This window comes from Desulfovibrio sp. (assembly GCF_014803725.1).
Classification (GTDB): Bacteria; Desulfobacterota; Desulfovibrionia; order Desulfovibrionales; family Desulfovibrionaceae; genus Desulfovibrio.
Genome location: NZ_JAAVBE010000005.1, coordinates 89,210 through 111,911 on the forward strand (window position 1 = coordinate 89,210; position 22,702 = coordinate 111,911).

Annotated in this window: 26 protein-coding genes and 1 pseudogene; 16 read left to right on the plus strand and 11 right to left on the minus strand. The window is 69.8% G+C overall.

Going from position 1 to position 22,702, the window contains the following annotated elements; translation table 11 throughout:
- The first annotated feature begins 2 nt into the window (after positions 1 to 2).
- The 3 genes and pseudogenes from pheA to HDR50_RS02210 all read left to right on the plus strand — a co-directional run.
- Entirely contained in the window at positions 3 to 1,196 is a 1,194-nt protein-coding gene (gene pheA, locus HDR50_RS02200) for a prephenate dehydratase (RefSeq protein ID WP_291355505.1), read from the plus strand.
- A gap of 1 nt (position 1,197) precedes the next feature.
- Positions 1,198 to 2,637 carry a 3-phosphoshikimate 1-carboxyvinyltransferase gene (locus HDR50_RS02205; RefSeq protein WP_291355507.1) on the plus strand — a complete coding sequence of 480 codons (1,440 nt, stop codon included), beginning with the start codon at positions 1,198 to 1,200 and terminating at the stop codon, positions 2,635 to 2,637.
- 89 nt (positions 2,638 to 2,726) lie between these two features.
- Positions 2,727 to 3,434: pseudogene (locus HDR50_RS02210) on the plus strand (prephenate dehydrogenase/arogenate dehydrogenase family protein); the annotation flags it as partial.
- 46 nt (positions 3,435 to 3,480) lie between these two features.
- On the opposite strand, the gene dinB reads toward HDR50_RS02210, so the two are convergent.
- The 5 genes from dinB to HDR50_RS02235 all read right to left on the minus strand — a co-directional run bounded on the left by dinB (position 3,481) and on the right by HDR50_RS02235 (position 7,681).
- Positions 3,481 to 4,743, minus strand: a complete 1,263-nt coding sequence (dinB, locus tag HDR50_RS02215; protein WP_291355509.1) for a DNA polymerase IV — start codon at positions 4,741 to 4,743, stop codon at positions 3,481 to 3,483.
- A 48-nt stretch (positions 4,744 to 4,791) separates the two neighbouring features.
- Complete coding sequence (prfA, locus tag HDR50_RS02220; RefSeq protein WP_291355511.1) at positions 4,792 to 5,862, minus strand: peptide chain release factor 1; 1,071 nt, start codon at positions 5,860 to 5,862, stop codon at positions 4,792 to 4,794.
- 78 nt (positions 5,863 to 5,940) lie between these two features.
- The gene (locus HDR50_RS02225; protein WP_365816516.1) at positions 5,941 to 6,939 is read right to left on the minus strand and encodes a DUF1385 domain-containing protein; all 999 of its coding nucleotides are present in this window, start codon (positions 6,937 to 6,939) and stop codon (positions 5,941 to 5,943) included.
- Positions 6,926 to 7,138 carry a 50S ribosomal protein L31 gene (gene rpmE / locus HDR50_RS02230; protein WP_165078290.1) on the minus strand — a complete coding sequence of 71 codons (213 nt, stop codon included), beginning with the start codon at positions 7,136 to 7,138 and terminating at the stop codon, positions 6,926 to 6,928. Before rpmE ends, HDR50_RS02225 begins: the two co-directional genes overlap by 14 nt.
- 150 nt (positions 7,139 to 7,288) lie before the next feature.
- Complete coding sequence (locus HDR50_RS02235) at positions 7,289 to 7,681, minus strand: DoxX family protein (RefSeq protein WP_291355516.1); 393 nt, start codon at positions 7,679 to 7,681, stop codon at positions 7,289 to 7,291.
- A gap of 172 nt (positions 7,682 to 7,853) precedes the next feature.
- Here HDR50_RS02235 and HDR50_RS02240 point away from each other — a divergent pair, with 172 nt between their 5' ends.
- The gene (locus HDR50_RS02240; RefSeq protein ID WP_291355518.1) at positions 7,854 to 8,267 is read left to right on the plus strand and encodes a thioesterase family protein; all 414 of its coding nucleotides are present in this window, start codon (positions 7,854 to 7,856) and stop codon (positions 8,265 to 8,267) included.
- Between the two features lie 158 nt (positions 8,268 to 8,425).
- Here the strand turns inward: HDR50_RS02240 and HDR50_RS02245 are convergent, their stop codons facing one another.
- The 3 genes from HDR50_RS02245 to HDR50_RS02255 are packed head-to-tail and all read right to left on the minus strand — an operon-like array spanning position 8,426 to position 11,071.
- On the minus strand, positions 8,426 to 8,737 hold the full coding sequence (locus HDR50_RS02245) for a hypothetical protein (protein WP_291355520.1): 312 nt from the start codon (positions 8,735 to 8,737) through the stop codon (positions 8,426 to 8,428).
- Complete coding sequence (gene cydB / locus HDR50_RS02250; RefSeq protein WP_291355522.1) at positions 8,727 to 9,752, minus strand: cytochrome d ubiquinol oxidase subunit II; 1,026 nt, start codon at positions 9,750 to 9,752, stop codon at positions 8,727 to 8,729. Before cydB ends, HDR50_RS02245 begins: the two co-directional genes overlap by 11 nt.
- A 2-nt stretch (positions 9,753 to 9,754) precedes the next feature.
- Entirely contained in the window at positions 9,755 to 11,071 is a 1,317-nt protein-coding gene (locus HDR50_RS02255) for a cytochrome ubiquinol oxidase subunit I (RefSeq protein WP_291355524.1), read from the minus strand.
- A gap of 162 nt (positions 11,072 to 11,233) precedes the next feature.
- Here HDR50_RS02255 and HDR50_RS02260 point away from each other — a divergent pair, with 162 nt between their 5' ends.
- Positions 11,234 to 12,445 (plus strand): iron-containing alcohol dehydrogenase, encoded by a 1,212-nt coding sequence (locus HDR50_RS02260; RefSeq protein ID WP_291355526.1) that lies wholly within the window; start codon positions 11,234 to 11,236, stop codon positions 12,443 to 12,445.
- A gap of 95 nt (positions 12,446 to 12,540) precedes the next feature.
- Here the strand turns inward: HDR50_RS02260 and larC are convergent, their stop codons facing one another.
- The 3 genes from larC to HDR50_RS02275 are packed head-to-tail and all read right to left on the minus strand — an operon-like array spanning position 12,541 to position 14,815.
- The gene (larC, locus tag HDR50_RS02265) at positions 12,541 to 13,416 is read right to left on the minus strand and encodes a nickel insertion protein (RefSeq protein ID WP_291355528.1); all 876 of its coding nucleotides are present in this window, start codon (positions 13,414 to 13,416) and stop codon (positions 12,541 to 12,543) included.
- Positions 13,413 to 14,087, minus strand: a complete 675-nt coding sequence (gene larB, locus HDR50_RS02270) for a nickel pincer cofactor biosynthesis protein LarB (protein ID WP_291355529.1) — start codon at positions 14,085 to 14,087, stop codon at positions 13,413 to 13,415. The genes larC and larB overlap by 4 nt, the downstream gene beginning before the upstream one ends.
- 50 nt (positions 14,088 to 14,137) lie before the next feature.
- On the minus strand, positions 14,138 to 14,815 hold the full coding sequence (locus HDR50_RS02275) for a helix-turn-helix transcriptional regulator (protein ID WP_291355530.1): 678 nt from the start codon (positions 14,813 to 14,815) through the stop codon (positions 14,138 to 14,140).
- A gap of 253 nt (positions 14,816 to 15,068) precedes the next feature.
- Between HDR50_RS02275 and HDR50_RS02280 the strand changes: the two genes are divergently transcribed.
- The 11 genes from HDR50_RS02280 (at position 15,069) to HDR50_RS02330 (ending at position 22,521) form a co-directional block, all read left to right on the plus strand.
- On the plus strand, positions 15,069 to 15,326 hold the full coding sequence (locus tag HDR50_RS02280; RefSeq protein WP_291355532.1) for a hypothetical protein: 258 nt from the start codon (positions 15,069 to 15,071) through the stop codon (positions 15,324 to 15,326).
- A 14-nt stretch (positions 15,327 to 15,340) separates the two neighbouring features.
- The gene (locus HDR50_RS02285; protein ID WP_291355534.1) at positions 15,341 to 15,904 is read left to right on the plus strand and encodes a Mor transcription activator family protein; all 564 of its coding nucleotides are present in this window, start codon (positions 15,341 to 15,343) and stop codon (positions 15,902 to 15,904) included.
- A gap of 258 nt (positions 15,905 to 16,162) precedes the next feature.
- Complete coding sequence (locus HDR50_RS02290; protein WP_291355536.1) at positions 16,163 to 16,846, plus strand: glycosyl hydrolase 108 family protein; 684 nt, start codon at positions 16,163 to 16,165, stop codon at positions 16,844 to 16,846.
- A complete protein-coding gene (locus HDR50_RS02295; RefSeq protein WP_291355538.1) occupies positions 16,846 to 17,223 on the plus strand; it encodes a hypothetical protein in 378 nt (125 codons plus the stop codon). The genes HDR50_RS02290 and HDR50_RS02295 overlap by 1 nt, the downstream gene beginning before the upstream one ends.
- A 12-nt stretch (positions 17,224 to 17,235) precedes the next feature.
- Positions 17,236 to 17,628 (plus strand): DUF2730 family protein, encoded by a 393-nt coding sequence (locus HDR50_RS02300; protein ID WP_291355540.1) that lies wholly within the window; start codon positions 17,236 to 17,238, stop codon positions 17,626 to 17,628.
- On the plus strand, positions 17,628 to 17,873 hold the full coding sequence (locus HDR50_RS02305; RefSeq protein ID WP_291355542.1) for a hypothetical protein: 246 nt from the start codon (positions 17,628 to 17,630) through the stop codon (positions 17,871 to 17,873). Before HDR50_RS02300 ends, HDR50_RS02305 begins: the two co-directional genes overlap by 1 nt.
- Positions 17,874 to 17,882: 9 nt before the next feature.
- The gene (locus HDR50_RS02310) at positions 17,883 to 19,226 is read left to right on the plus strand and encodes a hypothetical protein (RefSeq protein ID WP_291355544.1); all 1,344 of its coding nucleotides are present in this window, start codon (positions 17,883 to 17,885) and stop codon (positions 19,224 to 19,226) included.
- Positions 19,223 to 19,960: an N-acetyltransferase gene (locus HDR50_RS02315; RefSeq protein WP_291355546.1), complete on the plus strand. Its 738-nt coding sequence runs from the start codon at positions 19,223 to 19,225 to the stop codon at positions 19,958 to 19,960. The genes HDR50_RS02310 and HDR50_RS02315 overlap by 4 nt, the downstream gene beginning before the upstream one ends.
- Before the next feature lie 11 nt (positions 19,961 to 19,971).
- Positions 19,972 to 21,738, plus strand: coding sequence for a portal protein (locus HDR50_RS02320; protein WP_291355548.1), 1,767 nt, complete (start codon positions 19,972 to 19,974; stop codon positions 21,736 to 21,738).
- A complete protein-coding gene (locus HDR50_RS02325; RefSeq protein WP_291355550.1) occupies positions 21,735 to 22,076 on the plus strand; it encodes a hypothetical protein in 342 nt (113 codons plus the stop codon). Before HDR50_RS02320 ends, HDR50_RS02325 begins: the two co-directional genes overlap by 4 nt.
- Positions 22,045 to 22,521: a hypothetical protein gene (locus tag HDR50_RS02330; protein ID WP_291355552.1), complete on the plus strand. Its 477-nt coding sequence runs from the start codon at positions 22,045 to 22,047 to the stop codon at positions 22,519 to 22,521. Before HDR50_RS02325 ends, HDR50_RS02330 begins: the two co-directional genes overlap by 32 nt.
- The last annotated feature ends 181 nt before the right edge of the window (positions 22,522 to 22,702 follow it).

Here is a 22,702-nt window from a genome sequence, read left to right on the forward strand (position 1 = left end):
GCATGTGCGCGAAGACNCATGAGGGAGCGGACGCAAGCGCGCGCCTNGCCGCCATCCGCGGCGAGATCGACGCCGTGGACGAGGAGCTGCTCNGGCTCTTCAACCGGCGCGCGGCCNTGAGCCGCGAGGTGGGCCGCATCAAGGCCGAGGGGCGCGACCTCATCTTCAAGCCCCTGCGCGAGCGCGACCTNCTGGACTCGCTCGCCGCGCGCAACCCGGGCGACCTGCCCGAGCCGCANCTGCGGGCCATCTGGCGCGAGATCCTNTCCTCCTCNNGGGCGCTCCAGCGGCCGCAGAACGTGGCCTANCTCGGGCCNGAGGGGACATTCTCCTACTTCGCCGGGGTGGAATACCTGGGGCATGCGGCGAGCTTCCACCCCTGCCGCGACATCGCGGGCGTGTTCGAGGAGGTCTGCTCCGGCGCCTGCGAGCTAGGCGTGGTGCCGCTGGAAAATTCGCTCCAGGGCACCGTGGGCGTGAGTTTCGACCTCTTCCTCAAGCATGACGTGGTCATCGAGGCCGAGCTCTTCTCGCGCATCTCGCATTGCCTGCTCTCCAACGAGCCGAGCCTTGCGAAGATACGCACGGTGTATTCGCACCCGCAGCCGCTGGCCCAGTGCGGCGGTTGGCTGCGCGCGCATTTGCCGGCCGCGGCGCTGGTGCCCGTGGAGTCCACGGCGGCGGCGGCCGAGCGCGCCGCCGGGGAGGCCGGCGCGGCCGCCATCGGCAACGGCAAGCTCGCCGACATGCTTGGCCTTGGCGTGCTCGCCCGGCGCATCGAGGACGAGCCCGGCAACTGGACGCGCTTTGTGATCATCGCCCCGCGCGCGGCCTCGGCCCGCGCGGCCGTCGTGCCCCGGCCCACGCCCGGGGGCCAGTCCGGCGCGGACAAGACCTCGCTGCTCTTCACCGTGCCGGACAAGGCGGGCGCGCTCTCCACCGTGCTCGAACTCCTTGCGGCCAACGGCATCAATATGCGCAAGCTCGAGTCGCGGCCGCTCCACGGGCAGCTCGGCAAGTATGTCTTTTTCGCCGATGTGGAGAGCGACCTCGACCACCCGCGCCATGCGGAGCTCTTGAAGCAGCTCGGCCACGCCTGCGCCAGCTTCCGCATCCTCGGTACCTATCCAACCGGGCCCCAGCTCGACCGCATGAGCGTCGATGCCGGCGCGCGCGACGACGAAGAAGGTATCTGACATGACTGACCACAAAAGTACGGACGCGGCCGAAGCGCCGGTCATCATCCCGGCGCCGGCGTCCAAGTCCCTCTCGCACCGCTACCTCATCGGCGCGGCGCTGGCCGACGGCGAATCGCGCGTGCGCCATACCCTTGAAAGCGCGGACCTTGAGCGTACCCGCGCCATCCTCTGCGAGGCGGGCGCCAAAATGGAGCCCCTGCACGAGTGCGAGGCCGGCGCCGCGCCCACCGGCTGGCGCGTTGAAGGCATGTCCGGCGCCCCGCGCGGGGGCCACGGGCAGCCGCTCTCCTGCAACGTGGGCGAATCCGGCACCACCTGCCGCCTGCTCACCGCGGTGCTCGCCGCGGGCGAGGGCCTGTTCCGCATCCATGGCGAGGGCCGCATGCACGAGCGCCCCATCGGCGAGCTTTGCGACGTGCTCGTGCGCCTGGGCGCGGGCGTCACGTGGGAGGGCACGGCGGGCTGCCCGCCCTTCCTGCTCCAGGCCTGCGGGCTCGCGCCCTCGCTGGCCGACGGCGTGGTGCGCGTGGGCATGGAATCGTCCAGCCAGTACTTTTCCGGGCTGCTGCTCGCCGCGCCCATGTGCCCCTCGCCGCTCACGCTGGAGCTGGCCGGGCGCAAGGCCGTGTCCTGGCCCTATGTGGGCCTGACCCTCCAGTGCCTGACGGATTTCGGCATCCGCTTCCGCGTGTCCATGCGCGCGCGGCTCTCCGACCCGTGGGAATCGCTCACCGGCACGGCCTGGCGCAACCTGCGCGACGCAGCGCCGGGCTGCCTGCGCGTGACCGTGTGGCCCGGCGCCTACCGGCCGGGCGATTATGTGGTGGAAGGGGACTGGTCGGGCGCGTCCTATTTTCTCGCGGCCGGCGCCCTCGGCCCGCGCCCGGTGCGCGTGGAGGGCCTCAGGGCCGACTCGCTCCAGGGCGACCGCGCCATGCTCGCCATCCTCCAGAAAATGGGCGCGCGCGTGAAGGTGGAGCCGGACGCCGTCACCGTTTACCCGACGGAGCTGCACGGCGTTGAGCTCGACATGGGCGCCTGCCCGGACCTCGTGCCCACGGTGGCCGTGCTCGCGGCCTTCGCCAAGGGCTCCACCCGGGTGCGCAACGTGGCGCACCTGCGCCTCAAGGAGTCCGACCGCATCGCCGCCCCTGCCGAGGAACTCGCCAAGGCCGGCGTCACGGTGGACGCGCTCTCGGACGGCCTGCTCGTGAGCGGCATGGGCGGCCTCGCCGGCCATGTGCGCAACCGGCCCGACGCCCCCAGGCTGCGCGACGGCGTCACGCTCTCGGCGCATAACGACCACCGCATGGCCATGTCGCTGGCGCTGCTCGGCCTGCGCGACCCTGAGCTCGACGTGCGCGCCCGCCTCGACGATCCCACGGTGGTGCGCAAGTCCTTCCCCGGGTTCTGGGAGCTCTGGAGCCGGCTTTCATGACTGCGGAACAGGAAGACGCGGAAAGCCGCCCGGTGCCCCAGGGCCCCGGTGCCCCCGGAAAGGCGGCTATCGTGGGCTCCCGGGGGCGCATGGGCGCCATGCTGCTCAGGCGCGCGCGGGCTGCGGGCCTTGACGTGAGCGGCGTTGACCAGCCGCTCACCAGGGAAGCGCTCAAGGCTGCGCTCGCGGGGGCAGACCTCGCCCTGCTCTGCGTGCCCGCGGCCGTGTTCGCGGAAGTGGCAAAGGCCGTGACGGCGCAGCTTGCGCCCGGGGCCGTGCTCGCGGACATCACCTCGGTCAAGGAGCGGCCCCTGCGCCAGATGGAACGCCTCTGGCACGGGCCGGTGGTGGGCACGCATCCGCTCTTCGGGCCCAAGTCCGCCCCCGGGGCGGATCAGCCCGTGGCCGTGGTGGCCGGCAAGGGCGCGGATGAGGCCCACCTCGCCCGGGTGGAGGGCTTTTTCACGGCGCTTGGCTGCCGCACCTTCCGCTGCTCCGCGGCCGCGCACGACCGCGCCATGGCCCGCATCCAGAACACCAACTTCATCACCAATCTCGCGTATTTCGCGCTGCTCGCCGGCGAGGAGGAGCTTTTGCCCTTCCTCACGCCCTCCTTCGAGCGCAGGAGGGCGGCGGCCGCCAAGATGCTCACCGAGGATGCGGAGCTTTTCAGCGGCCTCTTCGAGGCCAATGCCCACAGCCTCGAGGCCGTGCGCCAGTACCGCAAGATGCTCAATGTGGCCGCTGCCGGCGACATCGATCTGCTCTGCCACCGGGCCGCCTGGTGGTGGGAGGAAGGCGCGGGGGCCGGCAAGGGCACTGCCCGCGTGGATACTGGGGCAATCAGTCCGGCCGCGGCGTGCCCCCGGGCTGGCGAGGGCCGCCCGGGGACGGGTCCTGCGTCTCGCCGGAAAGGTCGGCGCCGTGGATGCCTCCGCGCTGGACAGCGTCCTTGCCAAAGCGCCCGCGCAGCGTGTCCAGCGCCCGGTCCAGCCGACGGCGGCGTGCTTCCTCCTCCGGGGCCGGCAGGTTCCCCGGGCGGTGCGGTGCGGAGCCTCGCGCGGCGCCGGGGAGCAGCAGTTGCTCGGCCCCCTGCTCGAAGCCGGAGACCGAAAGCCCGATAAGCCGCACGGGCTGGCCCAGGGGTTCTTCATCCAGCAGGCCGCGCGCGGTCTCGAAGATGGTGCGCGTGGCGTCCGTGCGCCCGCCGAGGGTGCGTGAGCGCGTGATCTGGCGAAAATCCGCGAACTTGATCTTGAGGGTCACGGTGCGCCCGGCGAGGCCGTGACGCCGAAGGCGCGTGCCCACGCGCTCGGCATGGGCGAAAAGCGCCCGCGCGAGCAGGCCGCGGTCGCGCACGTCGCGGGCGAAGGTGCGCTCCGCGCCCTCGCTCTTGACCTCGTGCTCGGGCGTCACCGGCCGCGGGTCGATGCCATGGGCGCGGTCGTGGAGCACGAGGCCCCACTTGCCGTAGCGCCGTTCCATAAAGTCCCGGCTCAACGCGCGCAGCTGCGCCACATGGGTGATGCCGAGGGCCGCGAGGCTCGCGGCCATGCGCCTGCCCACGCCCGGGAGCCGCGTCACCTCAAGCGAGAGCAGGAAGGCGTCGGCCTCTTCGGGCGCGAGGATGAAGACGCCGTCCGGCTTGTTGACCTCGGAGCAGATCTTGGCGAGGAACTTCACCGGCGCGATGCCCACCGAGCAGGTGAGGCCGCCGGTCACTTGGGCCACGGCCGCCTTGACCGCGCGGGCCAGCGCCTCCGGGGGCCCGAAGAGGCGGTCGAGGCCGCCCGCGTCCAGGTAGGCCTCGTCGATGCTGGCGGGCTCCACAGAGGGGGAGAAGCCCCGCAGGGCCTCCATGATGCGCGCCGAAAGCTCGGAATAGCGGCCGTGGCGCCCGCGGATGAAGATGCCGTTGGGGCAGAGGCGCCGGGCCGTGGCGATGGGCATGGCCGAGTGCACGCCGAAGCGCCGCGCCTCATAGGAGGCCGTGGACACCACCCCGCGCTTGTCGCCGCCGATGATGACCGGCTTGCCTCTGAGGCCGGGGTCGTCCAGTTGTTCCACGGAGGCGAAGAACGCATCCATGTCCAGGTGCAGGATCATGGCGGTCTCCGGCGGGCGCGGCCGCGCCCGTGACTGCGCAGGGGCTCCCTAGCCCTCGGCCTGGGCCTTGAGCGCCTCGGCCTGGGCCGCGGTGGCGAGCGCGTCGAGGAGCGGCGAAAGCTCGCCCTCCATGATGCGGTCCAGCGAGTAGAGGGTCAGGTTGATGCGGTGGTCCGTGCAGCGGCCCTGCGGGAAATTATAAGTGCGGATGCGCTCCGAGCGGTCGCCCGAGCCCACCTGCGCGCGGCGGTCCGCCGACTGCTCCAGGCTCTGGCGCTCCCGCTCGGCCGCGAGGATGCGCGAGGCCAGCACCTTCATGGCCCGGGCCTTGTTCTTGTGCTGCGAGCGCTCGTCCTGGCAGGTGACCACCGTGCCCGTGGGGATGTGGGTGATGCGCACGGCCGACTCGGTCTTGTTGACGTGCTGCCCGCCCGCGCCGGACGCGCGGAAGATGTCGATGCGCAGGTCCTCGGGGCGGATCTCCACGTCCACCTCCTCGGCCTCGGGCATGACGGCCACGGTGGCCGCCGAGGTGTGGATGCGGCCCTGTGTCTCGGTGACGGGCACGCGCTGCACGCGGTGCGTCCCGGCCTCGAACTTGAGGCGGCTGTAGACCTTGTTGCCCGCGATGAGGCAGATGACTTCCTTGTAGCCCCCGCCCTCGGTGGGCGATTCGCTCAAAACCTCCACCTTCCAGCCCTGGAGCTCGGCGAAGCGGCAGTACATGCGGAACAGGTCGGCCGCGAAGAGCGCGGCCTCCTCGCCGCCGGTGCCCGCGCGGATCTCGAGGATGGTGTTTTTCTCGTCCAACGGGTCCGCCGGGAGCAGGGCCACCTTGAGGGCCTGCTCGATCTCGGGGAGCTCCGCTTCGATGCGCCGCGCCTCCTCGTGGGCGAGCTCGCGCATTTCCGGGTCCTCGTCGCGAAGGAGCTGCTTGTTGTCGGCGAGCTCACGCTCGAGGGCGCGGTGCTTGCGGAAAAGCTCCACGATGTCGCGAAGGTCAGCGTGGGCCTTGGTGAGCTTGCGGTAATGCTCCTGGTCGTTGAAAACGTCGGGCTGGGCCAGGGCGTCTTCCAGTTCCAGGTATTTCTTTTCCAGGGCTTCGAGTTTGGCGAACATGTGCTGACTCCGCGGGCTGAAGGGGCCTGCGCCTGCGCTCGGGTTTTGCGCTGTTTTGCGTTGGTGCCGCGCTTGCGCTCACAGGCGCGAATAGGGGGGCGTGCGGATCTCGGTGTCCGCATCGCGGCCCAGGGCCTCGGCCAGGGCCACCACGGCCACCTCCATCTGGCGCTCGTCCGGCTCGTGGGTGGTCAGCCGCTGAAGGCCGAGCCCCGGCGTCCTGAGGAGCCTCGCCACGGGCCCGTCTGGCAGGCGCGCGGCGTAACGGATGAGCTCATACGCGAGCGCGCTGATGGGGATGACGAGCAGGAGCTTGAAGCCGATGGAAAGCACATGCTTGGCGACGGCGCTTTCCGGCGTCCACACGGCGAGCAGCAGCGGCACGAGCAGCGCCTGCAGGATGATGGAAATGCAGATCACGAAGAGCAGGAAGGTCGTGCCGCAGCGCGGGTGCAGCCGGCTCATGCCGCGCGCCCCGCAGGCCTCCACCGGGCCGCCGCTCTCGAAGGCGTGGATGGTCTTGTGCTCCGCGCCGTGGTACTGGAAGACGCGGCGTATCTCCGGCACCAGCGAGATGAGCCAGATATAGCCCAAAAAGATGCAGCACTTGAAAAAGCCGTCCCAGAGGTGGAAGGAAAGGCCTTCCACGTCGCCGCCAAGGTCGAGCCAGAGCATGATGAGCGAAAGCAGGTGCGGCGCGACAACAAAGAGCCCCACGGCCATGAGCAGGGCAAGCCCCAGGGTGAGGGAGATCTGCCACGGCGTGAGGGGCGCCGCGTCGCCGTTGCCGCCGTCGGCCATCTCCACCGAGCGGTTGAGGGCGCGGATGCCGTTGACCAAGGTCTCCAGCAGGATGGGGAAGCCGCGCACGAAGGGCGCCCGGAGCCACGGGCGCCTGGTCAGCGAAAACCACGGCAGGCGCCGGGCGAGGATGCCGCCGTCGGGCTGGCGCACGGCGAGGCCGAAAACGTCGCCGTTGCGCATCATGACGCCTTCCATGACGGCCTGCCCGCCCACCACGGGCGAGGGCGCCGCAAGGGCGCGAAGCAGCGGGAAAAGCCGGCTACTTCTGTTCAAACTTGGCGTACTTCTTCCTGAAGCGGTCGATGCGGCCCGCCGTGTCGAGGAAGCGCTGCTTGCCCGTGAAAAAGGGATGGCACGCGGAGCACACTTCCACATGCACCTGCTCGCCCTTGGTGGAGAGCACTTCTTCCTGGTTGCCGCAGGCGCAGGTGATGGTGGCCTTGTAAACCTTGGGATGGATATCTTTTTTCATGAAGGCGTCCTCGCGGCGGCCGGCCTTTGCAGGCACCGGCCGCAAGATATGGCGCCCGGAGCTCCCGGGCGGGCGAATACTATAAGCCTATCCGGGCCGCTTGGCAAGCGGGGGCGGCCCGCACAGCCGCTGGGCCGTCGGGGCGCCGGCCTAGCCCCAGATGAGGGCGTCCAGCGCGAAGCGCCCGGGCCCGGTAACGAGTACGGCGATGAAGCCGAGCAGGAAGGGCGCGGACGGCGCGGTGAAATAGGGGCCGTGGTTCACCTTGAAGGCCACGGACATGTTGCAGATGCCGGCCACGGCCGCGATGCGCGTGCCGAGGCCGAGCAAAAGGCACACCGTGGCCAGCGTCTCCACGCACATGGCGAGATGGAAGCTCAGGCTCGACGACAGGCCGAGCACGGCCGGGAATTTTTCGGCCATGGAGGGCGTGCGGATCTTCTGCACGGCATAGGGCAAGAGCGCGAGGCCGATGACCCAGCGCAGGAGGAGGATGGCCAAGTCGCCGGGGACGGATGTGGTGAGGATGGTGGCGAGTGACATGGTGGCTCCGGGGTTTTGGGAGATGCCCCGCCGCAAACGGCACAGGGCAGGCCGCGGGAAGATGGTGCCGCATGGCGGCGGGGCCGTCAAGGCGGGGCCGCTTGACAGGGGGGCGTGGCGCCGGGATAGTGGCCTCGGCACAGCGACGAACCGGCCATGAAAGGGGGAAATGATGGAACGAGCCTTGCGCCCCGGCGTCCGGGGTGAAATGACGCATCTTGTGGAAGAACGGCACCTGGCGAGCGAAGTGGGCAGCGGCCTGGTGAGCGTCTTTTCCACGGCCATGATGATCGCCGGCATGGAGGCCACGGCCGTGGAGGCCGTGCAGCCCCTGCTCGGCCCGGGCGAGACCACGGTGGGCGTGCATGTGGACGTGGCGCACAAGGCGGCCACGCCCCTCGGCATGCGCGTGACCTTCGCCTGCGAGCTCATCGAGGTCTCGCCCAACGGCAAGGGCCTCACCTTCCGCGTCGAGGCGCGGGACGAGGCCGGCATCATCGGCGAGGGGCTGCACAGGCGCGTGGTGGTGGAAAAAGAGAAATTCGAGGCGCGGACGCGGGCGAAAGGGGGCGCCGCGAAAGCGTAAACGCGGGCAGGGGCGGTGGCCGGCGGCGCCAAGTGGGAGTGCGGCACGCGGAGCCCCGCAAGGGCAGCCGCCCTGTCACAGACTTCACCGGCCGCAACTTCTGGCATGAAAAAAAGCCGGCATGTGACCGGCTTTTTGCTTTTAAAAAACGCGCAGCTTCAATACCACATGCGGTCGAGCGCCGCGCCCGAGATGCCGAACTGGTTCATGCACATGACGAAATAGTCCGTCCAGTAGGGATTGCTGCCGCCCCAGGAGGGGCCGGCCATGTTGGTGGCCTCCTGCTCGCACTGTTGCTTCGCCATGTAGGCTTCCTGCTCCTCAAAGGTGAGCGGCCTTGGCGGCCCGCAGGCCGTGAGGGCCAGCGCGAGGAGCGCGGCCGCCAGCAGAGACGCCGAAAGGCGCCACCAACGAGCCCGGCGCCGGGCGGAGGAAGTCTTCCGCCCGGCGCCGCCGGTCTCAATAGGCATGGTCGCTTTCCAGCTCCTCACGGGTCACGGGCCTGGAGAACAGCCGGTACATCCAGAACTGGTAGAGCAGCACGATGGGCACCATGACGAGCGCCACCACCAGCATGATCTGCAGCGTGTTGGAAGTGGAGGCGCCGTTGAAGGCCGTTAGCGTGGCCGCGGGTTCGATGCTCGAAATGAGCATGTTGGGGTAGATGCCCATGACCCCGAAGAAGGTCACGCAGATGAGGAAAAGCGCGCTCGCGCCCCAGGCGAGCCAGAGGCGCCCCTTGTTGAGCATGCGCGGCACCGCGAGCAGCGCCAGCACGGCCAGCGCGGGCAGCACGATGAGCCAGGGCATGCGCAGGTAATTGCCGAAGATGTTGGTGCAGAAGAAGGTCAGCACCAAAAAGACGATGAGCAGCACGGCCACGGCCACCCAGCACACGCCGGCGGCGGCCAGCGCCCTCGTCTGGAGCTCGTCGCGGCTCTTGATGGTCAGCCAGATGGCGCCGTGCATCATGAAGGCCGCGAGGAAGAAGAGCCCGCCCGCAAGCCCGTAGATGTTGAGCAGCTTGAGCAAATTGCCCTGATAGACGCCGTTGGCGTCAAAGGGGATGCCCATGAAGAGGTTGGCGAAAAACACGCCGAGGAGCAGGCAGGCCGCGAGGTTGACGATGAAGTGCACGATATCCCACAAGGCGCGCCACGCCGGGCTGTCAACCTTGTTGCGGAACTCGTAGGACACCGCGCGCAGGATGAGCGCGAAGAGCAAAAGCAGAAGCGGCGCGTACAGCGTGCTGAACATGACGGCGTAGACCGTGGGGAAGGCCGCGAACGTCACGCCGCCCGCCGCGATGAGCCACACCTCGTTGCCGTCCCAGAAGGGGCCCGAGGCGTTGTAGACCATGCGCCGCTCCTCCTCGTTTTTCGAGAGGACGGGCATAAGCACGCCGAGGCCGAGGTCAAAGCCGTCCAGCACGAAATACACGGCCCAGAGCAGGGTCCAGAGGACGAACCAGATGGTTTCGAGCATGACTATGCCTCCTGGGCGTCAGGGCCCTTGATCGCGTATTTGCGCAGCAGGTAGATGTCCAGAATGCCGAGGATGGAATAGACCACGATGAAGCCCAGGAGCGAGATGCTCACGCTGGAGGCGGGCACGGGCGAGACCGCGTCCGAGGTGCGCATGAGCCCGTAGACGATCCAGGGCTGCCGCCCGATCTCGGCTACGGCCCAGCCCATCATGATGGCCACGTAGGGCAGCGGGATGTTCCAGACGAGCCCCTTGAGCAGGCAGGGGCAGATGTCCTCGCGCTTGCGCTGCCATGTGGCCGCGAGGGCGAGCGCCAGGAAGAGCAGCCCGAGGGCCACCATGCCCCTGAAGCACCAGAAGACCTCGGCCACCGGCGGCCGGTCGGAAGGCGGGTAGTCGAGCAGGCCCTTGACCTCGGCGTCGGCGGAGCCGTAGGAGATCCAGCTCATGAGGCTCGGGATGCCGAGGAACTCCACGCTGTTGGTCTCATTGGCCGGGTCGGGCCAGACAAAGAGATAGAAGGGCGCGTTTTGCATGGTGTGCCAGTGGGCTTCCATGGCGGCGAGCTTGACGGGCTGGTATTCGGCCACGGCCTTGCCCTGTTCGTCGCCGCTCAGCGCGAGGATGAGGGTCAGCGCGAGCGTATAGGGCGCCACCATGCGGAAGGCGCGGTGGAAAAAGTCCGAGTGGCTCTTGCGCAACAGGTGCCAGGCCGACACGCCGAGCACGAAGAAGCCCGCGAGAGCCCACGACGCGAGGATGGTGTGCGCGTACTGGCCCCAGGCGTAGCCGTTGAGGACCACGTCCGCGAAGTTGGTGAGCTCGGCGCGGCCAGCGGCCTCGTTGATGGCGTAACCCACCGGGTGCTGCATGAAGCCGTTGGCGAGGATGATCCACAGGGCCGAGGTGTTGCTCGCTATGGCCACGAGCCAGATGCACACGCAGTGGGCGCGGCGGCTCAAGCGGTCCCAGCCGAAGTGCCACACCGCGATGAAGGTGGACTCGAGGAAGAAGGCCACCGTGGCCTCGATGGCGAGCAGCGAGCCGAAGATGTCGCCCACATACTCGGAATAGCGCGACCAGTTGGTGCCGAACTGGAACTCAAGGGTGATGCCGGTGACAACGCCCAGGGTGAAGTTGATGAGGAAGAGCTTGCCCCAGAATTTCACCTGCCGTTTCCAGAACTCGTCCCCGGTGGCGGCGTAGCGCGTTTCCATCCAGACAAGGATGACCGAGAGCCCGAGGGTGAGCGGCACGAAGATGAAATGGAAGAAAACAGCCACGGCGAATTGCAGCCGTGAGAGCATCACGACATCCATAACGTCCTCCTGCGACGGAAGCAAAACATGCCTGAAAATTCCTAGCATGGCTCAGGCCGGATGGCAATGCGCGCGCCGGCTTGACAATCCAGCCGGGCTGGCGCAAGTTTATTGTTGCTGTTTTTTTCACAAGCCATTCCCCTGCCGCACAAGGAGGCCCCCATGTGGGAAGAAAGCGTCAATATCAATGAAGTGAAGGAAATCCGCGTCAAGACCACGGTCTTTCTCGGCGTGGGCGCCATCGACAAGATGGACTTCATCGCCCAGGAGCTTGCGCACAAGGGCGTGAAAAGCGTGCTCTGCGTCACGGGCGGCGGCTCCTACAAGCGCACCGGCGCGTGGGACCATGTGCAAAAGGCCTGCGCGGCCCATGGCATCAAGATCGCCCTCTATGACAAGGTGACGCCCAACCCGACGACCGACTCCATCGACGAGGCCGCGGCGCTCGGCCGCGACAACGGGGCTTCCGCCGTCATCTGCATCGGCGGCGGCTCGCCCATCGACGCGGGCAAGAGCGCGGCCGTGCTGCTCGCCAATCCCGGCAAGACGGCGGAAGAGCTGTATACCGGCGCCTTCGCCCCGGACAAGGCCGCGCCCATCGTGGTCATCAACCTCACCCACGGCACGGGCAGCGAGGCCAACCGCTTCGCCGTGGCCACCATCACCAGGCTCAACTACAAGCCGGCCATCGCCTTTGAATGCCTCTACCCGTGGTACTCCATCGACGACCCGGCGCTCATGGCGTCGCTGCCCGCCAAGCAGACGCGCTATGTCTCCATCGACGCCGTGAACCACAGCATCGAGGCCGCCACCTCCAAGGCCACCAATCCCTTCGCCATCCTGCTGGCCGGCGAGTGCATCCGCCTCGTGGCGCGCTGGCTGCCGGCCGCCGAGGAAAACCCCGGCGACCTCACGGCCCGCTACTTCCTCGCCTATGCGGCCCTTTTGGCCGGCGTGAGCTTCGATAACGGCCTGCTCCACTACACCCACGCCCTCGAGCACCCGCTGAGCGCCGTCAAGCCGGAACTGGCCCACGGCCTCGGCCTCGCCATGATCGTGCCCGCGGTGGTGGAGCTCATCTATCCCTCCTCGGCGCCGGTGCTCGCGCAGATCCTCGAGCCCATCGTGCCCGGCCTCAAGGGCATCCCGGCCGAGGCCCACGCCGCGGCCTCCGGGGTGGAGCAGTGGCTCGAGTCGGTCAACGTGCCCGAGAAGCTGACCGCCGAGGGCTTCGGCGAGGGCGACATCGCGCGCCTTGTGGAGCTCACGCAGACCACGCCCTCCCTGGGGCTTCTGCTCTCCATGGCGCCCGTGGACGCCACGCCCGAGCGCATCGAGACCATCTACCGCGTGTCCATGAAGACGCTGGATTAAGACAGGGGGCGGGCTTTTGCCCGCGCCGCCAAACAACAAGCGCGCCGGGGGTCTTGATGACCGCCGGCGCGCCGGTTTTTAAGCGGGTTGCGGGCCTAGGCCATGCCCACGGCGAAGACCGCGCCGTTGGCCGTGCCCGGGAAGACCTTGCTGCCGTAGACCAGCGCCGTGGCCGTCACGCGGAAGGCAGGCCAGGGCCCGAAATCACAGCCAAAGGTGCGCAAAAGGGCGAGGGCCGTGGGCGTGACGAGCTCGCCGGCGGTGGGGGCGCCGGCGAAGGGCCGCACCGGCACGCCGGAAAGCAGGGCGAGCACGGCCGGCGCGGGCGCGGGGATGTGACCGTGGGCGCAGAGCACGCTGCCATCGGCCAGCGGGAGCGGCCCCACCACGAAGCGCGCCGGGGCGAGGCGGTCGAAAAGGGCGCAGGCGAGGCAGATGTCGAGGATGCTGTCGAGGGCGCCCACCTCGTGAAAACACACCTCGTCCGGCTCCTTGCCGTGCACCTCGGCCTCGCAGCGGGCGAGCAGGGCGAAGCAGTCGAGGGCCAGGCGCCGGGCGCGCTCCGTAAGGCCGGTGGCCTCGATGAGCTCGCGGATATGGGCGAAGCTGCGGTGCTCGTGCGCCTCGGGGAGGCGCACTTCCGCATGCCAGCCACCGATGCCGGCCACCTCCTTGCGCACGAGGCGGACGCAGCCTTCGAGCGCGGGCACGGTGGCCGCCAGCGGCGCCAGCAGCTCCGCGAGCAGGCTGTTGGCCGTGTCCACGAGGGCCGCGGTGCCGACGGGCGCGTCCCCGGTCTGTTCCCTATCCGCCGCCGCGTTCATGAGCGCGAGCCCGGTGAGCAGCATGTCGCCGGAAAGGCCCGAATGGCTGCGGATGGTGAGCACGCGGCCGTGGGGGGCTTCGTCGGGGGCATGTTCGTGCTGGTGATGATGGCCGTGGCCGTGCGGATGTTCGTGGTCATGCGTCATGCGAGGTTCACCACCCGGGCGGCCGCGCAGGCCGCCCCGTAGCCGTTGTCGATATTGAGCACCGCCACGCCGGGCGCGCAACTGGCGAGCATGCCGGTAAGGGCCGCGGCGCCGTCGCGCGCCACGCCGTAGCCCACCGAGGTGGGCACGGCGAATACCGGGAGCGGCGTGAGGCCGCCAAGCACGCTGGCGAGCGCGCCCTCAAGCCCGGCCACGGCGATGACCGCGCTGTGGGCGTTGATTTCGGGCAGGCGCCCGGTGAGCCGCCACAGGCCGGCCACGCCGCAGTCCTCAAAGAGCGTGTGCGGGATGCCGAGATACAAGAGCGTCCGCGCCGCCTCGCGGGCCACGGGCGCGTCCGCCGCGCCCGCCGAGACCACGGCCACGCTGGCGCCCGGGCGCTTCGGCATGCGGTCGCCAAAGGCCGTGCGCGAAACCGGGTCATAATCATACCCGCTGCGCACATCCTCGGGAAGATTCGCGAAAATCTCCGGCGCCAGCCGCGTGAACAGGATGGCCTCGCCCGAGCCGCGCGGGAAGCGCCGCAAGAGCGCGAGCAGCGCCTCCCGGGTCTTGCCCTCGCAAAACACCGCTTCGGGGAGGCCGATGCGCGCGCGCCGGGCATGGTCGAAAAGGATGCCGGGCAGGTTCCCGGCCTTGGGTGCGTCCATGTGGCCTCCGGGGAATATCCGGGTGAAAGGTGGCGGGCGCCCGCGAACACCTATTCCAGCTCGCGGCCCACCCACACGGCGCGGCCGATGATACGCACAAGGTCGGCCAGCTGCTCGTCCGTAGGCGCCTCAATGGGCGCATAATCCGGGTTGACGCTCGTCAGGATGATCTTGCCCGGCATGGCGTTGACCGTCTTGAGATACACCATGTCCTCCACGCCCACGGCGTAGATGCGGCCGGGAATGGGGTCGTTCTGGGACTGGTCGATGAGGACCACGTCGTTGTTGCGGATGAGCGGCTCCATGCTGTCGCCCGAAACGCGCAAAAGCGCCATGCGCGCCGGGTTGCCCTTGCGGCGCAGGAAGTCCCAGCGGAAGGCGTAGTGCCTCAGCACCTCGCCCCCGGTCTCGAAGCTGCCCGTGCCGGCGGAAAGCCGGGCCTCCACCATGGGCACCATGACAAGCCGCGTTTCCGGCGTGTCTACGATGCCGCCCTCGGGGTCGCCGCGGCCGGCCAAAAGCCAGTCGAGGGTGCACCGCAGGGTGTCGGCAAGGCGCATGGCGAGCTCACCGCGCGGAAACTGGCCGTTTTCGTATTGCTGGATGGTGGTCAGGCTCACGCCCACGGCCGTTGCCACGTCCGGCTTGCGCAGGCCAAGCTGGGCGCGGCGCTGGCGTACGCGCGCGGCAAAGGCCGAGGCCTGGGCGGTGGGCGGGGTGGAATTCATAGGATAACCGTTTTTTTCCTCAAGGCTTCGGCGGGCTTGGCGCAAACCTCATGGAAAAGTTGAAAATTTTTCTTTTGCAAAAAAAGGAAAACTTTGAGAATACTGATCCACGCCGTCCCGACAGGAAGAAGATATACCGCCCACAGGCAAAGCGCAAGGATTCGAGCGACGGCCTTGGGCTGCAGGTCACTAAAACTTTTCCTTGCGGGCGCGGCGGCAGAAGCGGGCAAAGAACGTGCGAAGAGGTGGACACATGGACGAGAGCTGTATTTATGAGGGCATGCGCGCCGTGTGCGCGGTGCTGGCAGAACTGGAGGCGGCCGCGCCTGAACGCCCGGCCCTGCGTCTGGCGGAGCGGCATTTGCACCTGCTGGCCGAGCTGGCGGCGCGCGGGGCGGTTCAGGCCCCGGAGGGGGATGGGCCTGCCGGGGAAGGCGCCCCGGCGCAGCCTTCTGCGGGCGCCCGCGTGAGCCTGCCCGCGCCGGAGGGGGCCTGCCATGTGCTCCAGTAAGCGCGCGAGCGGCCATGGCGGGCGTGTCCCCGCCGCGTGGCGGGCGGGCGCGGCTTCGTCAGGCGCGACGGCGCCCCGGAGGCACAGCGCCGGGGGGGGCGAGGAAGGACGAGGAACTGCGCCAGTGGGAGGAGCTTTTGCCGCATCTCCCCGAGGGCGCGCGCCAGCTCTGGGCGGCGCTGGACGACCTCGACCGCTTCAAGCGCGTGCTCATGGCATACGGCGGCCGAACCCTGCGCATCCCCGCGTCAGTGCCGCCGCCCGGGCATCGTCTGCGCCGAAGCCTCGGCGCCGCGTGTACAGAGCGGCTGGTGGCCCGCTACGGCGGCACCGAGCTCTATGTGCCCACCTGCCGGGCCGTGCTCGGGCGCCTCCGGCAGCAGGAGATCATCCGGGACTTCAGCCGCGCCGCGGGCCGCGGCATGAGCAGCGTGAACGCGGTGGCCGCGCTGGCCGGGCGCTATGGCCTTTCAGACCGGCGCATCTGGCAGATACTCAAGACCACGGCGTCCGCTCCCCGGGGCGCCAAGGCCCTGCGCCGGCTGACGCAAGCCGCCCCGGAGCGGGTGGAGAGCTGAGGCTGCGCTTCAGGAAGTCTTCCCCGAAAACACTCCCGCAAAAATTTTCAAGCCCGCGGCATCGCGGGCTTTTTTCGTGTCCCACACCCCAAAAAACGCCCCCCGGCGCCGCAAAGGCCGCGCCGGCCCGGCATTTGCCGCTGGTGAAAGGCTTCACTCTTACGCCGCGCCTTCTTTTTGGCACCTTGCTCCCACGGGCGCCGCACAGGGCGGCATCCGTTCCGGCATCACAACGGCACTTCGTTTCGGGAGCACACCATGCGCGACGCCTTTTCCGTGGCCCATGCCTTCACCGCCCGCTGGGAGGGCGGCCTTTCCGACCACCCCGCCGACCCGGGCGGCCTCACCAACCACGGCGTTTCCCTGCGCTTTGTGCAGGAGCTCGCCCGCGAGGCCCGGGAGGAATGCCTGCGCCTCGCCCGCCACTGCGGCTCGTGCCCGCGCCCGGCCGCCGGCACCTGCGCCTGGCAGTCGCTCGACCTCGACATGGACGGCGACGTGGACGCCGACGATATCCGCGCCTGCACGAAAGCCCAGGCCGCGGCGCTCTTTCGCCGGGAATTCTGGGACAAGCTCGGCTGCCAGCGCCTGCCCCTGCCGCTTGGCGTCACCCTTTATGACGGGGCGGTGAACATGGGCCCGGGCCGCGCCGTGCGCCAGCTCCAGCGGGCCATGAACCAGGTGGGCGAGGCCGAGCTCGACCTCTGGAGCCCCATCGCCGAAGACGGCCTCATGGGCCCGAAAACGCGCGAACTGGCCGAGGCGCTCGCCGGGGTGGACCTCGCCTTCCGCGCGGCCCGGCAGGCCCTGCGCCAGCGCGAAGCCTTCTACCGCGACCTTGCGGCGCGCCGCCCCTCCATGAAGGCCTTTTTGCAGGGCTGGCGCAACCGCGTGGCGGCCCTCGCCGACTATCTGGGCGAGCTCGAAAGGGGGGCCTTCTGATGTGGGCCATGCTCGGCAAGGCTCTGGGCACGCTCACCGGCGGGGTGCTCGGCAGCCTCTTCGGCCGCAAGGGCGGGGACAAGGGCATCGCCGGCGAACTCGCGCGCGCCTCGGAGCGCGTGCTCAGCGGCCGCGCCAGCCAGAACGAGGCCCAGGGCCGCATCAACAGCGCCGAGATCGAAGGCGCCCCGCAAAGCCGGCTCAGGCTGTGGCGCTCCTTCCTCGGCTGGGTGCTGACCCTGCTCTTCGCGTGGGAGGTCGCGGGCCGGCTCATCGTCATCCCGCTCCTCTTCCCGCAATTGGAGCGGCACCTGCCGCCCTCGGCGCTGGACCAGATCCTCACCGTGCTTCTGGGCATGCTCGGCCTGGGCTTCTGAAGGAGGGAAATGATGATGACAGCACAGGCCTGGCAGGGGCTTTTCGGCGGCGGGGGCTCGTCCCTTCTCATCCTCGCGGTGCAGGGGTTGTTCGCCCTGGCGCTGTGGAGCCTCCGGCGCGCCTTCGTGCGCTCTGACGAGTGGCTCCTGCATCTTCAGCGCGAGGCGCGCAGCGAATCGGAGCTCAACGGGCGCCTCTCCGTACTGGAGGAGCGCGTGCGCGAGCTCCCGGCAGCAAGCGACATGGCGGCGCTGCACGGCGAGCTCGCGGCCCTGCGCGGCGAGATCCAGGCGCTGAACGCCCGTATTTCCGGGCTGGACAGGCTGCTCGCGCGCCTCGAGCACGGCCTCGACCGTCAGGAAGACCGGCTCGGGCAGCTCCCGGCCGAGGGGGGGCGCCGCTGATGGCGCCCCGCGCCACCAAAAAAACGCAGGAGCGCCAGTTGCTCGCCCGGCTGGAGCGGCGCCTCGGCCTCCTCGCGGACACGCTGGACGCCGCGCCGGTTGCGGACAAGGGGCTCGACGTGGTGCGCGAGCTCAAGGAAGTGCACGCCCTGCTGCGCGCGCTCCGGGACGGGGCCGAGCCGGCGAAGGCCGAGGCCCCGCGGCTCGTGGTGGTCTGGGCGGATACGCCGGCGCAGCCGGAGTGAGGAAGGCATATGCCCTGTGTCATCCCCTACACGCCGCGGCCGCTGCAGCGCCGCTTCCATGAGGAGCGCACGCGCTTTTGCGTGCTCCTCTGCCATCGCCGCTTCGGCAAGACCGTTGCCGCGGTCAACGACCTCATCCGCGAGGCGCTCCGGCGCGGCGGCGCGGACTGGCGGGCGGCCTATGCCGCGCCCTTCCTCGGGCAGGCCAAGGCCGTGGCCTGGGACTACCTGCGGCGTTTCGCCGGGGCCGTCACGGGCACGCGCTTCCTCGAGAGCGAGCTTAGCTGCATCCTGCCCAACGGCGCGCGCATCCGCCTCGTCGGCACGGAAAACGCCGACGCCCTGCGCGGCCTCTACCTCGACGACCTCGTGCTCGACGAGCCAGCGGACATGGAGCGCCGCGTCTGGAGCCAGGTCTTCCGGCCCATGCTGGCCGACAGGGAGGGCAGGGCGCTCTTTTGCGGCACGCCGCGCGGCACGGAGAACCTGCTCCACGACGTGTGGCAGGAGGCCGGCGCCGACGCCACGGGCCTGTGGTCGCGCTTCCGCTTTCCGGCCTCGGCCACGGGGTACCTGCCCGAGGCCGAGCTTGCGGCCGCGCGCCGCGCCATGGACGAGAGCGAATACCGGCAGGAATTCGAGTGCTCCTTCGCGGCCGCCCTGCGCGGGGCCTATTACGCGGCTCTTCTGGACGCCGCCGAAGGGGAGGGGCGCATCACGCGCCTTGCGCCCGACCCGGCGCTCCCGGTGCATACCGCGTGGGATCTCGGCATGGACGACGCCACGGCCATCTGGTTCTTCCAGGCCGAACCCTCGGGCGCGTGGCGCATGCTCGACTATTACGAGGCCGGCGGGGAGGGGCTGGCCCATTATGCGCGGGTGCTCGGGCTCAAGGCGCAGCCCGCGGGCTCCCCGGCGCCGGCGGATCTGCCGGGGATAGGCGGCCGCGGCTTCGTCTACGGGCAGCACATCGCCCCGCGCGACATCCGCGTGCGCGAGCTCGGCACCGGGCAGAGCCGGCTCGAAAGCGCGGCCGCCCTCGGCATCCGCTTCAGCGTGGCCCCAGGGCTCTCGCTGGCGGACGGCATCGACGCCACGCGCAGGCGCATCCCGCGCCTCTGGTTCGATGCCAGGCACTGCGGCGCCGGCATCCGCGCGCTCAGGGCCTACAGGCGGCAGTGGCGGGGCCACGGCGAGGCCACAGGCCCGCTCCATGACTGGACGAGCCACGCGGCGGACGCCCTGCGCTATGCGGCCACGGGCTTCAGGGCGGATCTCGCGCAAGGGGCGCCCGCGCCCGGCCGGGCGCGCACGGGCTACGACATCTTCGGGGAGCAGGGAGGCCGGCCATGAACTTCAGCTATCGCCCCGCCGTCACGGACGCCGAACGCGACGAGCCTTTTCACCGCATGCGGCGCGAGGGGCTGCTCGGCTGCGCCATGTATGCCTTTGCCGAACCCACGCTGGACGACTGGCGCCGGGTGACGGCCCGGGGGCTGCTGCTCCGCTGTGAGGATGCGTCCGGGCGGCTCGCCGCCTGCGGCCTGTTCACGCCCTGGCGCGGCACTGTGCTGGAATTCGACTTCACCACTTTCAGGGAGAGCGCGGCGCTGGCTCCGACCATGGCGGCCGGCGGTTTTGCCTGGATCTTCCGGGAGACGGCCTGCTCCGGCATCGCGGGCATCTGCCCTGTGCCCAACCGCCATGCCTGGCGGCTGGCCGGGGCCTGTGGCTTCCGCGTGCTCGGGCGCCTGCCGGGGGCCTGTTTTTACGCCCGCAAGGGCCGTTTTGTGGACGGCGTGCTGGTCATCCTCTCCCGGGCGGAGTGGACGGCCCGCGCACGCCACGCGCACAACCAAGGAGGGACCATGGGATTCGGAGGAGGCATGAGCAGCAAGCCCAGCGTGCCGGAAGTGACGCCCGCGCCCAAGCAGGAAGTGGCCAAGCCCGTCACCGAGGCGGCCACGGCGGCGCGCCAGAACCAGCGTGACAAGGCGGCGAAGGCCGCGGGCATCGGGGGCGCCATCACCACGAGCCCGCTGGCCCGGGCCCGCAGCGAGGAACGCAAGACCCTGCTCGGCCAATGAAGGAGGAGAGGATGCGCACACACGCTTGCGCGGACAGCGGGGCCGCGGATGAAGGCGAAAGCGGCGAGCGCCTGCGCGCGGAAGTGGCGAGGCTTTCCCGGCGCCACCGCGAGCTTTTGCGCCGCCGCGCCCCGTGGGAAGGCGCGTGGAAGAGCCTCGCCGAGCACTTCCTGCCCACGCGCTTCCGGCTGGATACGGAGCGGGAGCGCACCGGCGAGGAGCGCGGCCCCATGCTCAACAGCCGCCTCGTGGACGCCACGGGCATCCTCGCCATGCGCGTGCTCGCGGCCGGGCTTCAGGGCGGCCTCACGAGCCCGGCGCGGCCGTGGTTTCGCCTTTCGCTCGACGACGCGGAGCTCGCCAAAAGCCGCCAGGGGCAGGAATGGCTCGACGAATGCGCCTCGCGCATGCGCGTGGTCTTCCACCGTTCCAACTTCTACAACGTCATGCACACGCTCTATGCGGAGCTCGGCACCTTCGGCACGGCCTTCGCCTTCGAGCTCGCCGACCCGCGCTGGGGTTTCAGCTTCGTGCCGCTCTGCGCGGGCGAGTACGCGCTGGACGTGAACGAGCGTCGCCGGGTGGACACGGTCTTCCGGCGGGTCTTCATGAGCCTGCGCCAGATGGCCGCGGCCTTCGGGCCCGGGGCGCTCCCGGAGGACATGCGCGCCGCGCTCGCGCGCACGCCGGATCAGCGCTTCGCCGTGGCTCAGGCAGTCTTTCCGCGGGCCGGGCGGCGCCCGGGCCGCGTAGATGCCGGCAGCATGGCCTTCGCGTCGCTCCACTGGCTGGAGGGCCGCGAGGGCGCGCATCCCTTGCGCGTGTCGGGCTTCCGGGCCTTCCCGGGCTTCGGCCCGCGCTGGGACGCGGCGGGGACAGATGTCTACGGCCGCTCTCCGGCCATGGACGCCCTGCCGGACTGTCGCATGCTGCAACAGATGGGCATCACCACGCTCAAGGCCATCCACAAGGCCGTGGACCCGCCCATGAGCGTGGCCGCGGGCCTGCGCTCGGTGGGGCTCGACCTCACGCCCGGGGCCATCAACTATGTGGACAGCGTGCCCGGGCAGAGCCCGCAGGCGGCCACGCCGCTCTTTCAGGTGCGGCCCGACCTCGCCACGGCGCGCAAGGCCATGGAATCGGTACAGAACCAGATCCGCCAGGGCCTCTACAACGACCTCTTCAAGCTGGTGCTGGAGGGCCGCAGCCAGGTCACGGCCAGCGAGATCGCGGCCCGCGAGGAAGAAAAGCTCGTGCTCATCGGCCCGGTGCTGGAGCGCCTGCACGACGAGCTCTTCCTGCCGCTCATCGACCGCACCTTCGAGCTCATGCGCGAGCTCGACATGCTGCCGCCCACGCCGCCGGAGCTGGCCGGGCGCCGCCTCAAGGTGGAATTCGTCTCCCTGCTCGCGCAGGCGCAGAAGCTCGTGGGCATGGGCGCGGCCGACCGCTTCCTCGACATGGCCCGGCGGGCGGCCGGCGCGTGGCCCGAGGCGCTGGACTGCCTCAATGTGGACAGGCTGCTCGATTCCTACGCCGACAGCCTGGGGCTGCCCGTGAGCCTCACGCGCCCGCAGGAGGAGCGCGACGCCTTGCGGCAGGAGCGCGCCAGGAGCGCGGGCCAGGGCGAGGCGCTCAGGCTGGCCGGCGAGGCCACGGGCATGGTGGAGCGGCTGGCGCAAAGCCCACTCCGGCTCCCCGACGGCACGGAGGGAAGCGCCCTCGATGCGCTCGTGCGCCTGCTGGAGGCGGGCTCGGCATGCGGGGCGCGGCCATGAGCGGCGGCATCTTCGAGGGCGGCCCGGTGCCGCAGCGCGAGGATGTCCTTCGCCGGCAGGAGGCGCGCCTTGCCGCCGCGGTGAACGGGCTCATGGCAGGGCCGGAGGGCCGGGCCTTCCTGCGCTGGCTGCTCGCCCTGTGCCGCTGCTTTGAGGCCGAGGCGCCGGCGCCCGGGGCCTCCCCGCTGGCCGAGCGCCTGCTTTTCGCCGAGGGCGCCAGGCAGGTGGGCATGCGCCTCCTTCGCTTGCTGGAGGCCGCGGATCCGGCGCATTTCCCCAACCTTTTGCTCACACGGGAGGACGATGATGGAAGTGACGGAAGTGGCAAGCGGGCCTGAGGCCCAAGCGCCCGACATCCCCCTGCCGGGCTTCGTGCCCGAGGAGGCGGAGGCGGTGCCGCAGGAGGCCGCCTCGCCCGAAGCCGGCGCGGCAGACGATGCGGCCCGGATGGAGGGCGTGCTGCGTGAGCGCGAGGCGGCGCAGCGCGAGCAGTGGCGCGCCCGCGTGGAATCGTGGCGGGACGAGGTGGCGCGCGACCCCGAGCTCGGCGGCGAACGCTTTGAGGCCAGCGTGGCCCGCGCGCAGCTCGCGCTCGGGCGCTTTGACGAGGGGGGCCGCATCGGGCGTCTGCTCGAGAGCTCGGGCTACGGCAATCACCCGGACATCGTGCGCTTCTTCAACCGCCTTGCCGACGCGGTGATGGAGGACGTGCCCGCGCCCGGCACCCCTGAAGGCGGTCTCGCGCCGCTGGAGGAGCGCATGTATCCCAACTGGCATTCGTAAAAGGAGTGAAAGCGCTCAAGTCAGGAGCTGTGAAGGAATGTCAGTGGCGGACATTCCATATCCCGTCTGGAGCGAAGCGGAAGACGGGTGCTGGTGCCGGAAGAATCCTAAAAAATAAGATTTTTTGCTGCTTGCAAGGAAGATAAAAATTTTCGCAGGGAGTGTACTCAAGTACTCGACC

What these genes read in the sequence shown, in the direction of transcription:
- HDR50_RS02235 (WP_291355516.1), bottom strand. Translation starts at nt 7,681, where the DNA reads ATGTCACTCGCCACCATCCTCACCACATCCGTCCCCGGCGACTTGGCC.
- larC (WP_291355528.1), bottom strand. Translation starts at nt 13,416, where the DNA reads ATGACGCATGACCACGAACATCCGCACGGCCACGGCCATCATCACCAG.
- prfA (WP_291355511.1), bottom strand. Translation starts at nt 5,862, where the DNA reads ATGTTCGCCAAACTCGAAGCCCTGGAAAAGAAATACCTGGAACTGGAA.
- larB (WP_291355529.1), bottom strand. Translation starts at nt 14,087, where the DNA reads ATGGACGCACCCAAGGCCGGGAACCTGCCCGGCATCCTTTTCGACCAT.
- HDR50_RS02275 (WP_291355530.1), bottom strand. Translation starts at nt 14,815, where the DNA reads ATGAATTCCACCCCGCCCACCGCCCAGGCCTCGGCCTTTGCCGCGCGC.
- HDR50_RS02320 (WP_291355548.1), top strand. Translation starts at nt 19,972, where the DNA reads ATGCGCACACACGCTTGCGCGGACAGCGGGGCCGCGGATGAAGGCGAA.
- HDR50_RS02240 (WP_291355518.1), top strand. Translation starts at nt 7,854, where the DNA reads ATGGAACGAGCCTTGCGCCCCGGCGTCCGGGGTGAAATGACGCATCTT.
- HDR50_RS02310 (WP_291355544.1), top strand. Translation starts at nt 17,883, where the DNA reads ATGCCCTGTGTCATCCCCTACACGCCGCGGCCGCTGCAGCGCCGCTTC.
- HDR50_RS02285 (WP_291355534.1), top strand. Translation starts at nt 15,341, where the DNA reads ATGGCGGGCGTGTCCCCGCCGCGTGGCGGGCGGGCGCGGCTTCGTCAG.
- HDR50_RS02330 (WP_291355552.1), top strand. Translation starts at nt 22,045, where the DNA reads ATGGAAGTGACGGAAGTGGCAAGCGGGCCTGAGGCCCAAGCGCCCGAC.
- rpmE (WP_165078290.1), bottom strand. Translation starts at nt 7,138, where the DNA reads ATGAAAAAAGATATCCATCCCAAGGTTTACAAGGCCACCATCACCTGC.
- HDR50_RS02260 (WP_291355526.1), top strand. Translation starts at nt 11,234, where the DNA reads ATGTGGGAAGAAAGCGTCAATATCAATGAAGTGAAGGAAATCCGCGTC.
- HDR50_RS02255 (WP_291355524.1), bottom strand. Translation starts at nt 11,071, where the DNA reads ATGGATGTCGTGATGCTCTCACGGCTGCAATTCGCCGTGGCTGTTTTC.
- dinB (WP_291355509.1), bottom strand. Translation starts at nt 4,743, where the DNA reads ATGATCCTGCACCTGGACATGGATGCGTTCTTCGCCTCCGTGGAACAA.
- HDR50_RS02295 (WP_291355538.1), top strand. Translation starts at nt 16,846, where the DNA reads ATGTGGGCCATGCTCGGCAAGGCTCTGGGCACGCTCACCGGCGGGGTG.
- HDR50_RS02205 (WP_291355507.1), top strand. Translation starts at nt 1,198, where the DNA reads ATGACTGACCACAAAAGTACGGACGCGGCCGAAGCGCCGGTCATCATC.
- HDR50_RS02325 (WP_291355550.1), top strand. Translation starts at nt 21,735, where the DNA reads ATGAGCGGCGGCATCTTCGAGGGCGGCCCGGTGCCGCAGCGCGAGGAT.
- cydB (WP_291355522.1), bottom strand. Translation starts at nt 9,752, where the DNA reads ATGCTCGAAACCATCTGGTTCGTCCTCTGGACCCTGCTCTGGGCCGTG.
- HDR50_RS02245 (WP_291355520.1), bottom strand. Translation starts at nt 8,737, where the DNA reads ATGCCTATTGAGACCGGCGGCGCCGGGCGGAAGACTTCCTCCGCCCGG.
- HDR50_RS02300 (WP_291355540.1), top strand. Translation starts at nt 17,236, where the DNA reads ATGATGACAGCACAGGCCTGGCAGGGGCTTTTCGGCGGCGGGGGCTCG.
- HDR50_RS02305 (WP_291355542.1), top strand. Translation starts at nt 17,628, where the DNA reads ATGGCGCCCCGCGCCACCAAAAAAACGCAGGAGCGCCAGTTGCTCGCC.
- HDR50_RS02315 (WP_291355546.1), top strand. Translation starts at nt 19,223, where the DNA reads ATGAACTTCAGCTATCGCCCCGCCGTCACGGACGCCGAACGCGACGAG.
- HDR50_RS02290 (WP_291355536.1), top strand. Translation starts at nt 16,163, where the DNA reads ATGCGCGACGCCTTTTCCGTGGCCCATGCCTTCACCGCCCGCTGGGAG.
- HDR50_RS02280 (WP_291355532.1), top strand. Translation starts at nt 15,069, where the DNA reads ATGGACGAGAGCTGTATTTATGAGGGCATGCGCGCCGTGTGCGCGGTG.